Source organism: Streptomyces fodineus, assembly GCF_001735805.1.
In the GTDB taxonomy this organism is placed as follows: domain Bacteria; phylum Actinomycetota; class Actinomycetes; order Streptomycetales; family Streptomycetaceae; genus Streptomyces; species Streptomyces fodineus.
Genome location: NZ_CP017248.1, coordinates 5,434,108 through 5,446,627, shown reverse-complemented (window position 1 = coordinate 5,446,627; position 12,520 = coordinate 5,434,108). Strand labels below are relative to the sequence as shown.

Below are 12,520 nucleotides of genomic sequence, written 5' to 3'. Positions count from 1 at the left end.
CCGGAGACCGGGCCGGGAAGCGACGGCCGCCTTCCTGGGGGGATCACCATGCGCGCCGCCCGCCTGCGCACCGGCGCCCCCAAAGGCCTCGTCATCCCGGCCGGCGTGGTCCACGGCTACACCATCGCCATCTGGTGGGCGGCCGGGGTCATGCTCCTGGCAGGCCTGACGGCCGGCCTGATGATCACGGCCAGGGCCCCGAAACACGGGGTGGCCGCGGAGGAACCGGCGGTGGAGTCCGTGACCTGAGCCCGGCGCCGCCGACGCCCCGAACCGGCGCGTCCTCCCCTCAGTGCCGCCCGGCCACCCGGTCCGCCACCTTCGCCAGCCGGGAGGACTCCGTGCCCGGGTGGAGGCGTTCGCGCTGGTCGGCCGCGCGATAGGTGGCGTACATGCCGTGGACGCCCAGCCAGCGGAAAGGTTCCGGTTCCCACTTGCGGACCTTGTGGTCCACCCAGGGCAGGTCGGTCAGCTCGGTGCGGCCACCCTGGCCGGAGTCCAGCTGGACCAGGTCGCGCAGGGTGCGGGCGGCCAGGTTGGTGGTGGCGACGCCGGAGCCGACATAGCCGCCGGCCCAGCCGAGGCCGGTCGAGCGGTCCAGGGTGACCGTGGCGCACCAGTCGCGGGGGACGCCGAGGACGCCCGACCAGGCGTATGCCACGCGGACGCCCGCCAGGGAGGGGAAGAAGCGGGTCAGGATCTCGTGCAGGGCTTCGATGGTCGCCTGCTGTGTGCGGCCGTCGTTGTCGGTCCTGGAGCCGAAACGGTACGGCACCCCGCGCCCGCCGAGCGCGATCCGGTCGTCGGCGGTGCGCTGCGCGTACATGTAGGCGTGGGCCATGTCGCCCAGGGTTTCGCGGCCGTCCCAGCCGATCGCCGACCACTGCTCCCCGGCCAGCGGCTCGGTGGCGATCATGGAGGAGTTCATGGGCAGCCAGGTGCGTTTCTGGCCCTTCAGGGACGCGGTGAAGCCTTCGGTGCAGCGCAGGATGTAGGGGGCGCGGACGGTGCCGTAGGGGGTGACGGCGTGTTTGGGGCGGATTTCGGTCACCGGGGTCGATTCGTGGATGGTGACGCCCAGGGCCTCGACGGCGGCCGCGAGGCCCTTGACGAGCTTCACCGGGTGCAGTCGGGCGCCGTGCGGGGTCCAGGTGGAGCCGACGGCGTCGGCGATGCGGATGCGCTCGGCGGTCTCCCGGGCGCCGTAGAGTTCCCGGTCCTTCTCGCCGTACGACAGCTCGTGCTCATGGAAGGCCTTGAGGCGGGCCAACTGGGCGGGTGTGGTGGCCACTTCGAGGACGCCGCCCTTGTGGATGTCCGCCTCGATGCCTTCGGCCTCGGCCACCGCGATGACCTCGGCGACGGTGTCGTTCATCGCCTGTTGCAGCCGTACGGCGGCTTCGCGGCCGTGCAGCTTGGCGTAGCGGTCGCGGCCGGCGATGCCGTTGTAGAGCCAGCCGCCGTTGCGGCCGGAGGCGCCGTAGCCGCAGAACTTCTGCTCCAGGACGGTGATGCGGAGGTAGGGGGCGGCCTTCTTCAGGTAGTACGCGGTCCACAGGCCGGTGTAGCCGCCGCCGATGACGACGACGTCGGCGGACGCGTCCCCGGACAGCGGTTCGTGGACCGCCGGGAGGCCGTCGTCCGCGTACCAGAAGGAGATCCCGCCGTTGACGACACTGCTTGCCGAGCTGCTCATGGCCGGGACGTTAACCCCTGAGAGCGGCCAGTGTCTCCTTCGGATTCCATGCTTTTCCGCGGCTCCGGGTCAGCGGATAGCAGGCCAGGCCGATCAGTACGGAGACGAAATGACCGAGGTCGGTGAAGGTCGGTCCTTCGGCCAAGGGCAGTCCGAACAAGATCAGTACGACGAGGAGGTAGGCGTACCGCCAGGGCGGGGCGATCCGGTAGGTGAGGACGCCGATGACGCCGGCCAGTGCGTAACTCACACCGATGTCCAAGGTGTTGACGGCGGAGTGGTGGGCCACGCCGCCCTGGATCGCGACCAGGAGCGCCCCCTCGCTGATCAGTGTGGCCAGGACGTGGGCCAGTGCGCACACCGCGAGCCAGCGGGGTGTGCCGAGCCAGCGTTCGGCCTGCGCGTGGAAGACGCTGTACAGCAGGACGTACGGGAGCCAGCGGCCGCTGTCGATCCACATCGCGCTGGCGACGAGGACGCGTACCGGGTTGTGGGACAGCTCGTGGATGTTGGTCGATCGCTGCCGCAGGAAGTGCTGCTCGAACTCCGGCGACATCTGGTGCAGTGCGACGGTCGTGACGAAGAGGACCGCCAGCCACACATACGTGCCGGGAGCGCTGCGGATGTACGCCCACACGCCTAGGCCCCGGTTGTTTCCCATGAGCCGATTCACGCACGTCAGTATCGCCCGGTCCGTGATTGACATTCCCGGTGATCTCGCGGGGCCTGTGCGGGTGCGGCCCGGCGCCTGCCCCGCACATGAAAAAGCCCAGGTGGGAACTCGTCCCACCCGGGCTGCCGGAGCCCCCTGTCGGATTCGAACCGACGACCTTCGCTTTACAAGAGCGGCGCTCTGACCAGCTGAGCTAAGGAGGCCTGCGCATGGGCGCCCGTGCAGTGTACCCAGGTCTCGGCCCGCTCCTGTCGAAAATTTCCGCGAAGTTCACAGACCCGGATGTGCTGACAGAGCGAGTGAACGGCAGGTACCGTCGTGAGCCAGTTCACCCGTGTGGACTACACCACCACCTTCCTACAACGGATCGTCCGGCACGTTCCTGCCGGTAGAAGGGGGCCCATCACCATGGCCACTGTCACGTTCGACAAGGCGACCCGGATCTATCCGGGCTCCACCAAGCCCGCCGTCGACGCGCTCGACATCGCGATCGAGGACGGCGAATTCCTCGTCCTGGTCGGCCCGTCGGGTTGCGGAAAGTCCACCTCGCTGCGGATGCTCGCGGGCCTGGAGGACGTCGACGGCGGCGCCATCCGCATCGGTGACCGCGACGTCACGCACCTGCCGCCCAAGGACCGGGACATCGCCATGGTGTTCCAGAACTACGCCCTGTACCCGCACATGACGGTCGCCGACAACATGGGCTTCGCGCTCAAGATCGCCGGCGTCAACAAGGCGGAGATCCGGCAGAAGGTCGAGGAGGCCGCGAAGATCCTCGACCTCACCGAGTACCTGGACCGTAAGCCGAAGGCCCTCTCGGGTGGTCAGCGGCAGCGTGTCGCGATGGGCCGCGCGATCGTGCGTGAGCCGCAGGTGTTCCTCATGGACGAGCCGCTGTCCAACCTCGACGCCAAGCTGCGTGTCTCCACCCGTACGCAGATCGCGTCCCTGCAGCGCCGTCTCGGCATCACCACCGTCTACGTCACCCACGACCAGGTCGAGGCCATGACGATGGGCGACCGTGTGGCGGTCCTCAAGGACGGTCTGCTGCAGCAGGTGGACTCGCCGCGGAACATGTACGACAAGCCCGCGAACCTCTTCGTGGCCGGCTTCATCGGCTCCCCGGCCATGAACCTGGTCGAGGTGCCGATCACCGACGGCGGCGTGAAGTTCGGCAACAGCGTCGTCCCGGTCAACCGCGAGGCCCTGAAGACCGCCTCCGACAAGGGTGACCGTACGGTGACCGTCGGCGTCCGGCCCGAGCACTTCGACGTGGTCGAGCTCGGCGGCGGCGCCGCCGCGTCCCTCACCAAGGACAGCGCGGACGCCCCGGCCGGTCTCGCCGTCTCGGTGAACGTGGTCGAGGAACTGGGCGCCGACGGCTACGTCTACGGCACCGCCGAGGTCGGCGGCGAGACGAAGGACCTGGTCGTCCGCGTCAACGGCCGTCAGGTGCCGGAGAAGGGCTCCACGCTGCACGTGGTGCCGCGGCCGGGCGAGATCCACGTGTTCTCGACGTCCACGGGTGAGCGTCTCTCCGACTGAGCAGCGCTTTTGCGCCGAGGTTGACGAATGGGGCCCTGCGGAGTGCCGCGGGGCCCCTTTCGTGTGAGTCGCTGCTGTGGATATACCCCGGCACAGCGATCTTTTCGGGCGGGTCGTGTCAACCCCTTACCCAGAAAAAGGCGGCACCCCATCCCCCAAAGGAGTGACTGAATGTCGCCAAATCATCACCCCGCGCTACTCTCACACGCGTGAAGCACTCCACCACACCACAGACGCGACGCGGCCATCGGGGCGGCCCTGCCCACCGGATCGGCCGCACTCTCGCCCTTGTCCTGCCCGTTGTCCTGGTGCTCTCCGGAACCCTCGCGGTCACCCGGGTCAACTGGACGGGAAGCCCTTCCAGCTCGGCGCTGGCCGCCTCGGACGTCTCCTCGGCGGAGGTCTCCACCAAGACGGTCTCCCGCGCCCCGCAGGACGTGCTCCGCGACGAGCTGATGGGCGAACTGCAGGAGAAGAACCCGGGGGTCGTCCTCACCCACCTCCAGCAGGCGGTCAACGGCCGCCCCTCGCTGGCCCGGCACTGCTCCGCCATCGCCCGCGCCCTGGGCCAGGCGGCGGCGCGCATGTACGGCCCCACGGTCGCCGAGTCCTACGCCCGCCCGGTGTGCGACACGTCGTTCGCCTCCGGCGTGCTCGCCGCGCACAGCTGAGCCGGGTGCGCGGGACGTCGGTGACGGCTCCCTCGGGTTCCGGTTCCTCACCCCCGCGGGTCCGCGGAGGTAACGGCTCCTCAAGGGGCGCGTCGCTGCCCGCCGAGCCGAGTGGGGCGCCACGTACAGTGCGGTCATGACCCATCCCAACGCCGCGTCGCGCCCCACTCAAGCCGTGGTCCTGGCCGGTGGCCAGGGCTCCCGGCTGCGTCCCTACACCGACGACCGGCCCAAGCCGATGGTCGAGATCCCCGGCACGGGCACTCCGATCATCGGCCACCAGCTGACCTGGCTCGCCGAGGAAGGCGTGACCGACGTGGTGGTCTCCTGCGGCCACCTCGCCGACGTCCTGCAGAAGTGGCTGGACTCCGCCGACCTGCCCGTCTCCGTCACCACCGTCGTCGAGACCGAGCCCCTCGGCCGTGGCGGCGGCCTCAAGTACGCCGCCGCGCATCTGCCCCGCCCCGATCGGCCCTGGTACGCCACCAACGGCGACATCTGGACCCGCTTCTCGCTGCGGGACATGGCCGACTTCCACACCGAGCGGGACGCCGTCGCGACCCTGGCGCTGGCTCGGCCGCGGATCCCCTGGGGCGCGGTGGAGACCGACGGGTTCGGGCACATCACCGACTTCATCGAGGCTCCGCCGTCCACGTTCGAGATCAACGCGGGTGTGTACGTCTTCTCGCCCGAGTTCGCCTCGACGCTGCCCGAGCGGGGGGATCACGAGCGGACCACGTTCCCCCGGCTGGCTCGGGAGCGGAAGCTCTTCGGGTTCCCCATTCCTCAGGGGGCGTACTGGCGGGCCATCGACACGGCCAAGGATCTGACGGAAGCGGCCAAGGAATTGGCGGCTCTGGGCCGGCAGTAACCCGACTCCCCCGGCATCGGAAAGGCCCCGTACCTCACCGGTACGGGGCCCTCTCTTGTGGCGTTCTCCTGTGTCGTTCCCTCAGCCCAGCAGGCCGCCCACCAGGCCCGGCTGGCCGGAGGAGGACGAGCCGCCCGAGCTGCCGGTGCCGCCGGTCGAGGAGTTGCCGGTGCTCGTCGGGCCCGCCGTGGTGCTCGGGGCGCCGCCGGTCGGGGAGGACTGGCGGGGCGAGGTCTGGCCCGTGCTGCCCTGGGTCTGGCTGGGGGTCGTGGTCGTACCACCGGCGGACCGCATGGCGCCCGGAGTCCTCGCCGCGCCGGACGGGCTCGCGCCGGCCGTGGCGCCGCGCGTCGGCGAGGTGGAGGCCGCCGGGGTCTTCTTGTGCCGCTTGCCGGGCCCCTGCGGGAGCGGGGAGCCGGGAAGGTTGTTGCGGGGGGCCTCGCCGGGGCCGGGGACGACCACGCGGCTGGAGTCGCGTACGGCGCCGCCGAAGAGGGAGCCGACGAGGAGGGTGAGGCCGACGGTGACGGCCGTGATCAGGGCGCCGCGGCGCAGGACGTAGCGGCGCAGGTCCCAGATGTCGGCGCGGGGGCCGAGGCGGCGCCAGGCGCTGGCGGCGAGGCGGCCGTCCACGGAGTAGACGGGGGCGCCGGCGATGATCAGCGGGGACCAGGCGGCGAGGTAGATGATGTCGGGGGCGTCGTAGGCGGGGACGGTCTTCCAGCTGACGGTGACGATCAGGGCGGCGGAGAGCAGGGCGCCGACGACCGCGGCGACGCGCTGCCAGCAGCCGAGGACGGTCAGGACGCCGACGGCCACCTGGAGGAAGGCGATCACCAGGCCGGAGCCGACCGGGTGGTGCAGGGCGAACTGGCGCAGCGGCTCGGCGACCTCCCAGGGGTGGAGGGTGTTGAGCCACTTGACCATGGAGCCGCGTTTGCCGCCGTCGAAGTAGAGCGGGTCGCACAGCTTGCCCATGCCGGCGTAGATGGAGATGAAGCCGAGGAAGATGCGCAGCGGGAGGAGGACGACGCCGAGGTTCATCCGGCGGCCGGGGTAGTAGGCGTGCCGGGCCGGGTCGTCGCCGTGGCTTCGGGCGGGGCGGGGGGTGTCGGACGGGTCCGCGTGGGCGTCGTACGGCTCGAAGTCGTCGTGCGCGTAGCCGGGTTCGTCGTAGAGGGGGTCGTCGTAGGCGCCGCTCACCGTGCGCATGTGCGGCAGTACGCGGGTGCCCTCGGCGTCGGCGGGGGTGCGCTGGTGGCCGACGACGGGGGTCTCGACGGTCTGCTCGAGTGCGTCGTAGGTGTCGTCGTAGCCGGTGGTCCCGACGCGCGGGAGGACCTGGGTGGCGCCGGCCTCGGGGGGCTCGTCGGCGTGGCGGACGCTGTTGCCCCGCACCGCCTGGAGGAGGCGGTGGGCGCCGGTGTCGTCGGGAGCGGACCGGCCGCTCCACACGACGGGGCGGCGGCGGCCGGCGGCGGTCGGCCGGCCCGTCGTGCCCACGACGGGCATGCGGGCGGTGTCAGGGGTGGCGCTCAGGTGCCGGGCGATCCGCGAGGATTGGGTGCGTTTCGCCGACGGGCCCAGCTGCACGCGGAAGCTGGGGTGGTTGACGATGACCTGCGCCGGATCGCTCGGCACCTTCACCATGCTCAGCGCGGGAGCGTCGTCGTATCCCGACGAGCGGTCCCCCGTGGGTGTGCGGGGTGTTCTGGTGTCCACACGGTTCTAACCGAGTGACGTGGTGTTAGGACACTGTTTTGTCCGGGCGGATGTGTCCGGACCCCGTCAAAGCCACCCTGAACGCCATATGGGCGCCGAAATTCGCCCGCAAGGGTGAAATTCCGGACGCGTGTTCAGCTCCGCCTGCGGGCCGCCTCGTACAGGACGATTCCGGCCGCGACACCCGCGTTCAGGGACTCCGCTCCGCCCGGCATGGGGATGCGGACCCGGAAGTCGCAGGTCTCGCCGACCAGACGGGACAGGCCCTTGCCCTCGCTGCCGACGACGATGACGACCGGACCGTCCAGTGCCTGAAGGTCGCCGAGCTCGACCTCGCCGTCCGCGGCCAGGCCGACGATCGCGATGCCGGCCTTCTTGTACGCCTCCAGGGTGCGGGTGAGGTTGGTGGCGCGGGCCACCGGGGTGCGGGCGGCCGCACCGGCGGAGGTCTTCCAGGCACCGGCGGTCATGCCGGCCGAGCGGCGCTCGGGTACGACGACGCCGTGGCCGCCGAAGGCGGAGACCGAGCGGACGACCGCGCCGAGGTTGCGCGGGTCGGTGACGCCGTCGAGAGCGACGATCAGCGGGTCCTCGGACTCGTCGTAGGCGGCCTCGGCGAGGTCCTCGGGGTGCGCGTACTCGTACGGCGGGACCTGAAGGACGAGGCCCTGGTGGTTGAGGCCGTTCGTCATGCGGTCCAGCTCGGGGCGCGGGGCCTCCATGAGGTTGATGCCGCCGCGCTCGGCGGCGAGCTGGAGGGCCTCGCGGACACGCTCGTCGTTGTCGATGAACTGCTGGACGTAGAGGGTGGAGGCGGGCACGCCCTCGCGCAGGGCCTCGACCACCGGGTTACGGCCGACGACCAGCTCGGAGGACGACCTGCCGCCGCCCCGGCGCTGCGGCGTGCGGCCCTGGGCGCGGCGGGACTTGGCCGCCGCGGCGCGCTGCTTGGCGTGGCCCTTGCGCATCTCGGCGGGCGGGGTCGGGCCCTTGCCTTCCAGGCCCCGGCGCCGCTTGCCGCCGCTGCCGACCTGCGCGCCCTTCTTGCCGGACATGCGGCGGTTGTTCGCGGCCATGAGTAACTCGTCTCCGTGAGCGTCGTACGTACGTCTTATGCAGTGTGCCGCCCGGGGGGCGGGCGGCACAGTCGATCAATCGGTTGATCGAGCCGGGGTCAGCGCTGAGCGAGGCTCCAGCGCGGGCCCTGCGGGCTGTCCTCGATGACCAGGCCGGACTGGCCCAGCTGGTCGCGGATGGCGTCGGCCGTCGCCCAGTCCTTGCGGGCACGGGCGGACTCGCGCTGGTCGAGGACCAGGCGGACGAGGCTGTCGACGACGCCGTGCAGGTCCTGGGCCTGGTCGGACCCCTCGGCCCACTGCTCGTCGAGCGGGTCGAGGCCGAGGACGGCGAGCATGGCCCGCACCTCGGCGAGCCGGGCGACGGCGGCCTCCTTGTCGTCGGCGGCCAGCGCGCTGTTGCCCTGCCGGACGGTGGTGTGCACGACGGCGAGGGCCTGCGGGACGCCCAGGTCGTCGTCCATCGCCTCGGCGAAGGCGGGCGGGACCTCGGCGGCCGGCTCGACGGTCTTGCCGGCCAGCTCGATGACGCGCTGCACGAAGCCCTCGATCCGGGCGAACGCCGACTCGGCCTCGCGCAGCGACTCCTCGCTGTACTCGATCATCGAGCGGTAGTGCGGGGTGCCCAGGTAGTAGCGGAGCACGATCGGGCGCCACTGCTTGACCATCTCGCTGACCAGGACGCTGTTGCCGAGCGACTTGGACATCTTGTCGCCGGCCATGGTGACCCAGGCGTTGTGCACCCAGTACTTGGCGAAGTCGTCGCCGTAGGCCTTGGCCTGGGCGATCTCGTTCTCGTGGTGCGGAAAGATCAGGTCCAGGCCGCCGCCGTGGATGTCGAAGGCGGTGCCCAGGTACTTGTGCGCCATGGCCGAGCACTCCAGGTGCCAGCCGGGGCGGCCCTCTCCCCACGGGGTCGGCCAGGTCGGCTCGCCCGGCTTCGCCGCCTTCCACATGGCGAAGTCGCGCGGGTCCCGCTTGCCGGTCTCGCCCTCGCCGGACGGCTGGAGCAGGTTGTCCAGCTCCTGCCTCGACAGCTCCAGGTACTGCGGGAAGGACCGTACGTCGAAGTAGACGTTGCCGTCGGCGGCGTAGGCGTGTCCGCGGTCGATGAGGCGCTGCATCATCTCGACCATCTCGGTGATGTGGCCGGTGGCGCGCGGCTCGTAGGTCGGCGGCAGGCAGCCGAGGGCGGTGTAGCCCTCGTCGAAGGCACGCTCGTTCTCGTACCCGATCGACCACCAGGGCCGGCCCTGCTCATGGGCCTTGGCGATGATCTTGTCGTCGATGTCCGTGACGTTCCTGATGAACGTCACCTCGTAGCCGCGGTACGCGAACCAGCGGCGCATGATGTCGAAGTTGAGGCCCGAGCGGATGTGCCCGATGTGCGGTGCCGCCTGCACGGTGGCGCCACACAGGTAGATCGAGACACAACCCGGCTTGAGCGGGGAGAAGTCACGGATCTGCCGGGCGCTGGTGTCGTACAGGCGAATGGTCACCACTCCAGGGTAGTGGGCGCCGGGTGGTGCCTAGTGCCGCACGGCTCAGAACATCCCCACGACCTTCTCCGGCGTGATCCTGACGATCACGCGGTCGGCGTCGTCGACGGACGCCGGATTGAACTCGGCGTACTTCTTGCCGGTGTACTTCAGCGACAGTTCGTCGATCAGGTCCCTCGCGCCCTGCGTGTCGAGCTCCGCGGTGCCCCTGACCTCGCCGTAGACGTAGGGCATCTCGGGGTCCTGGACGACGACGCTCACCCGGGGGTCGCGGTCGAGGTTCTTCTTCTTGCGGCGGTCGACGGTCGTGGAGAACAGGATCTGGTCACCGTCCCGCTTCACCCATACCGGCGACAGCTGCGGGCGTCCGTCGGGCTGGATCGTGCCGACCACGACGAAGACGGGACCGTCGAGCAGGGACTTGAGCCGCTCGGGCAGGGTGGCGGGCATGGGTGCCTCCTTAAGTCGGCGGTGACTCTCCGGGTACCCTCGCACGCTCTCCGCCCACCCGCACCACGAGCGAAACGGCAGCGGCCCTCAGCCCGTACGGACCACCAGTGCCGTCGCGATCGCCATCAGGCCCTCCTCGCGGCCCGGGAAGCCGAGGCCGTCGGTCGTGGCGCCGGAGACGGTGACGGGCGCGCCGGCCGCCTCGGAGAGAACCTTCTGGGCCTCGGTGCGCCGCTTGCCGATCTTCGGGCGGGGGCCGATCACCTGGACGGCGACGTTGCCGATGGTGAAGCCCGCCGCGCGGACGATCCGGGCGGCCTCGGTGAGCAGGGTCACCCCGGGGGCGCCGGACCATTCGGGGCGGCCGGTGCCGAAGTGCTGTCCCAGGTCACCGAGCCCGGCGGCGGAGAAGAGGGCGTTGCAGGCGGCGTGCGCGACGACGTCCGCGTCGGAGTGCCCGGCCAGGCCCGGCCCCTCGCCCTCCCACTTCAGGCCCGCGCACCACAGCTCGCGGCCCTCCTCGAAGGCGTGGATGTCGGTGCCGATGCCGACCTGGGGCAGGGGCAGCACGAAGCCGGCCTCAGAAGCCATCGTTCAGCCTCCTGCGGGCCAGGACCGCCTCGGCGAGGACGAGGTCGAGGGGGCGGGTGACCTTGAAGGCCTCCTCGTGACCGGGGACGGCCACGACGGTCAGACCCAGCTGTTCGACCATGCTCGCGTCGTCGGTGACGTTGTCGGTGACGCTCTCGTGGGCGCGGATCAGGGTCTCCCGGTCGAAGCCCTGGGGCGTCTGGACCGCGCGGAGTCGGGCCCGCTCGGGGGTGGCGACGACCGGCTCGGGGGCGCCGGCCTCGGGGGCGGGCTCGACCTCCTTGACGGTGTCGGCGAGCGGCAGCGCGGGGACGACGGCGGGGGCGCCGTCGCGTACGGCCTCGATGACCGCGTCGACGGTGTCGACCGGGACGAGGGGGCGGGCCGCGTCGTGGACGAGGACGACGCCGTACTCGGGGGGCAGGGCGTCGAGGCCCAGCTTGACCGATTCCTGGCGGCTGTCCCCGCCGGGTACGACCGTGAAGTCGGTCCGCTCGGGCAGGGCGTGCGCGTCGAGCAGGGACTTGACCTCGGCGGTGCCGTCCGGCGGGGCGACGACGATCACCAGGGAGACATGGCGGGACGCGGCGAGCGCGCGGACCGCGTGGATCAGCATGGGCGTGCCGTTCAGCGCGCGGAGCGCCTTGGGGGCGCCCGGACCGAGGCGTACGCCCCGCCCGGCGGCCGGAATCACGGCGGCGACGGGGGTCTGCGCGGGCGAAGGGCGCGATTCGTCAGACATCGGTTCCTGTCAGGTTTGTGTGCTCGACCTAGGTGGGTATGGCCTGAGGAGTGCCGGGCGCGACGCCTTGACCGGACCCTTTCCGTGACCCTGGTCGAGCCATCCGCCCGGGCCCGGCACCACCAGTATCGGGGGCTTTCCCTGAGGTGTACGGCAGGCGTTTCGACGCCCCGTTTCCGGCTACCGAAGCTTTGCCGGCTTTTCCGGGGACGAACATGCCGCAGCGCCCGGCGACATAGTTCGTGTCATCGGGCACCGCGGCATTTCACTGTGCTGAATGCGCTGAGTGTGGCGGAAGCGAAAGATCGCCACCGTGGCGCGTCAGGAGGCGAGCACCTCGTCGAGCAGGGCCTCGGCCTTGTCCTCGTTCGTGTTCTCCGCGAGCGCCAGCTCGCTCACCAGGATCTGGCGGGCCTTGGCGAGCATGCGCTTCTCACCTGCGGAGAGCCCTCGCTCGCGCTCACGACGCCACAGGTCACGCACGACTTCCGCGACCTTGATGACGTCACCGGAGGCGAGCTTCTCCAGGTTTGCCTTGTAACGACGAGACCAGTTCGTGGGCTCCTCGGCGTACGGCGCGCGCAGCACCTCGAAGACCCGGTCCAGCCCGTCCTGACCGACCACATCACGCACGCCCACGAACTCAGCATTGTCCGCTGGCACACGTACCGTCAGGTCACCCTGGGCGACCTTCAGCACCAAGTAGGTCTTGTCCACGCCTTTGATCTGGCGAGTTTCGATGGCCTCGATCAGCGCGGCCCCGTGATGGGGATAGACCACGGTGTCGCCAACCTTGAACGTCATGTGACAGGTACCCCTTCCGTGGCTATCCAGGGTAACACGGATACGGCGTCTTCTGAATGGCGTTTTCGCAGGTCAGGGCATATCTCGGGGCTTGACAACTGCGACTGGAACGTGCTGCGAGGGGCCGCGCGGAGCGGGAATTCGCAGGTCGGAGGGGCTCTCCGGGCGAGGTGAAACGCG

General features: G+C 70.6%; 13 protein-coding genes and 1 tRNA gene. 4 read left to right on the top strand and 10 right to left on the bottom strand.

Annotated elements, in window-relative coordinates; translation table 11 throughout:
* The first annotated feature begins 48 nt into the window (after nt 1-48).
* Nucleotides 49-249, top strand: a complete 201-nt coding sequence (locus tag BFF78_RS23280) for a hypothetical protein (protein WP_069780165.1) — start codon at nt 49-51, stop codon at nt 247-249.
* Between the two features lie 40 nt (nt 250-289).
* Here BFF78_RS23280 and BFF78_RS23275 read toward each other — a convergent pair whose 3' ends face one another.
* From BFF78_RS23275 to BFF78_RS23265, 3 genes are all read right to left on the bottom strand, one after another.
* Nucleotides 290-1,696 (bottom strand): NAD(P)/FAD-dependent oxidoreductase, encoded by a 1,407-nt coding sequence (locus BFF78_RS23275; protein WP_069780164.1) that lies wholly within the window; start codon nt 1,694-1,696, stop codon nt 290-292.
* 10 nt (nt 1,697-1,706) lie between these two features.
* Entirely contained in the window at nt 1,707-2,357 is a 651-nt protein-coding gene (locus BFF78_RS23270; RefSeq protein ID WP_193433523.1) for a rhomboid-like protein, read from the bottom strand.
* A gap of 141 nt (nt 2,358-2,498) precedes the next feature.
* Nucleotides 2,499-2,572, bottom strand: a tRNA-Thr gene (locus BFF78_RS23265).
* Between the two features lie 205 nt (nt 2,573-2,777).
* Between BFF78_RS23265 and msiK the strand changes: the two genes are divergently transcribed.
* From msiK to BFF78_RS23250, 3 genes are all read left to right on the top strand, one after another.
* A complete protein-coding gene (msiK, locus tag BFF78_RS23260; protein ID WP_069780163.1) occupies nt 2,778-3,914 on the top strand; it encodes a diacetylchitobiose ABC transporter ATP-binding protein MsiK in 1,137 nt (378 codons plus the stop codon).
* Between the two features lie 209 nt (nt 3,915-4,123).
* Complete coding sequence (locus BFF78_RS23255; protein ID WP_069780162.1) at nt 4,124-4,585, top strand: hypothetical protein; 462 nt, start codon at nt 4,124-4,126, stop codon at nt 4,583-4,585.
* A 136-nt stretch (nt 4,586-4,721) separates the two neighbouring features.
* Entirely contained in the window at nt 4,722-5,456 is a 735-nt protein-coding gene (locus BFF78_RS23250; RefSeq protein WP_069780161.1) for a nucleotidyltransferase family protein, read from the top strand.
* An 81-nt stretch (nt 5,457-5,537) separates the two neighbouring features.
* Here BFF78_RS23250 and BFF78_RS23245 read toward each other — a convergent pair whose 3' ends face one another.
* The 7 genes from BFF78_RS23245 to BFF78_RS23215 form a co-directional block, all read right to left on the bottom strand.
* Complete coding sequence (locus BFF78_RS23245; protein ID WP_099054915.1) at nt 5,538-7,178, bottom strand: DoxX family protein; 1,641 nt, start codon at nt 7,176-7,178, stop codon at nt 5,538-5,540.
* A gap of 134 nt (nt 7,179-7,312) precedes the next feature.
* Nucleotides 7,313-8,254, bottom strand: coding sequence for a 23S rRNA (guanosine(2251)-2'-O)-methyltransferase RlmB (gene rlmB, locus BFF78_RS23240; RefSeq protein WP_069780159.1), 942 nt, complete (start codon nt 8,252-8,254; stop codon nt 7,313-7,315).
* A gap of 98 nt (nt 8,255-8,352) precedes the next feature.
* Nucleotides 8,353-9,753 carry a cysteine--tRNA ligase gene (cysS, locus tag BFF78_RS23235; protein ID WP_069780158.1) on the bottom strand — a complete coding sequence of 467 codons (1,401 nt, stop codon included), beginning with the start codon at nt 9,751-9,753 and terminating at the stop codon, nt 8,353-8,355.
* Nucleotides 9,754-9,798: 45 nt separating this feature from the next.
* Nucleotides 9,799-10,203 (bottom strand): PPOX class F420-dependent oxidoreductase, encoded by a 405-nt coding sequence (locus BFF78_RS23230; RefSeq protein ID WP_069780157.1) that lies wholly within the window; start codon nt 10,201-10,203, stop codon nt 9,799-9,801.
* Between the two features lie 87 nt (nt 10,204-10,290).
* Entirely contained in the window at nt 10,291-10,794 is a 504-nt protein-coding gene (gene ispF, locus BFF78_RS23225; RefSeq protein ID WP_069780156.1) for a 2-C-methyl-D-erythritol 2,4-cyclodiphosphate synthase, read from the bottom strand.
* Nucleotides 10,784-11,536 carry a 2-C-methyl-D-erythritol 4-phosphate cytidylyltransferase gene (ispD, locus tag BFF78_RS23220; RefSeq protein ID WP_069780155.1) on the bottom strand — a complete coding sequence of 251 codons (753 nt, stop codon included), beginning with the start codon at nt 11,534-11,536 and terminating at the stop codon, nt 10,784-10,786. The genes ispF and ispD overlap by 11 nt, the downstream gene beginning before the upstream one ends.
* Nucleotides 11,537-11,857: 321 nt before the next feature.
* Nucleotides 11,858-12,340 carry a CarD family transcriptional regulator gene (locus BFF78_RS23215; protein WP_003953493.1) on the bottom strand — a complete coding sequence of 161 codons (483 nt, stop codon included), beginning with the start codon at nt 12,338-12,340 and terminating at the stop codon, nt 11,858-11,860.
* Between the last annotated feature and the right edge of the window lie 180 nt (nt 12,341-12,520).

Excerpts from the sequence above, each read along its gene's own strand:
- BFF78_RS23280 (WP_069780165.1), top strand. The coding sequence starts at position 49 with ATGCGCGCCGCCCGCCTGCGCACCGGCGCCCCCAAAGGCCTCGTCATC.
- BFF78_RS23275 (WP_069780164.1), bottom strand. The coding sequence starts at position 1,696 with ATGAGCAGCTCGGCAAGCAGTGTCGTCAACGGCGGGATCTCCTTCTGG.
- BFF78_RS23270 (WP_193433523.1), bottom strand. The coding sequence starts at position 2,357 with ATGGGAAACAACCGGGGCCTAGGCGTGTGGGCGTACATCCGCAGCGCT.
- msiK (WP_069780163.1), top strand. The coding sequence starts at position 2,778 with ATGGCCACTGTCACGTTCGACAAGGCGACCCGGATCTATCCGGGCTCC.
- BFF78_RS23250 (WP_069780161.1), top strand. The coding sequence starts at position 4,722 with ATGACCCATCCCAACGCCGCGTCGCGCCCCACTCAAGCCGTGGTCCTG.
- rlmB (WP_069780159.1), bottom strand. The coding sequence starts at position 8,254 with ATGGCCGCGAACAACCGCCGCATGTCCGGCAAGAAGGGCGCGCAGGTC.
- BFF78_RS23230 (WP_069780157.1), bottom strand. The coding sequence starts at position 10,203 with ATGCCCGCCACCCTGCCCGAGCGGCTCAAGTCCCTGCTCGACGGTCCC.
- ispF (WP_069780156.1), bottom strand. The coding sequence starts at position 10,794 with ATGGCTTCTGAGGCCGGCTTCGTGCTGCCCCTGCCCCAGGTCGGCATC.
- ispD (WP_069780155.1), bottom strand. The coding sequence starts at position 11,536 with ATGTCTGACGAATCGCGCCCTTCGCCCGCGCAGACCCCCGTCGCCGCC.
- BFF78_RS23215 (WP_003953493.1), bottom strand. The coding sequence starts at position 12,340 with ATGACGTTCAAGGTTGGCGACACCGTGGTCTATCCCCATCACGGGGCC.